This is a genomic window from Mesorhizobium sp. M1A.T.Ca.IN.004.03.1.1, from assembly GCF_003997555.1.
Taxonomy (GTDB): domain Bacteria; phylum Pseudomonadota; class Alphaproteobacteria; order Rhizobiales; family Rhizobiaceae; genus Mesorhizobium.
The window spans coordinates 1-270 of the sequence record NZ_RZTV01000360.1 but is presented as its reverse complement, the minus strand read 5'-3'; the positions used below and the strand labels follow the sequence as shown (position 1 = coordinate 270).

General features: G+C 55.2%; 1 protein-coding gene. It reads right to left on the bottom strand.

Going from position 1 to position 270, the window contains the following annotated elements:
• Positions 1 to 60: 60 nt before the first annotated feature.
• Positions 61 to 270 (bottom strand): hypothetical protein (locus EOD29_RS31970; RefSeq protein WP_127248828.1); only part of this gene is annotated, 210 nt, incomplete at its 5' end.

The window sequence follows — 270 nt, the reverse complement described above, 5'->3', positions numbered from 1 at the left end:
GCGGGCACAGGGTCAGTGAAGCTTGCGGCGCTGGATGGGTTTTGTGCGCGGGTTTGACGGTTATTTCAGAAGCTTATCGTAATCTGCGTGCGAGCCGATCCAAAACCAGATGATGTCATCTCCGTCACTGACGGCTAAAGCTCTCCAGGATGCACCGACGCGCGCCGACCAAAACCGGCCGACGCGTTTGACATGCAAGGAGGGATGTCTGGGATCTTGTTTGAGCAGATCGAAGTTTCCGTCAGCCAACTTGCGTATCTGTTCAGGCAA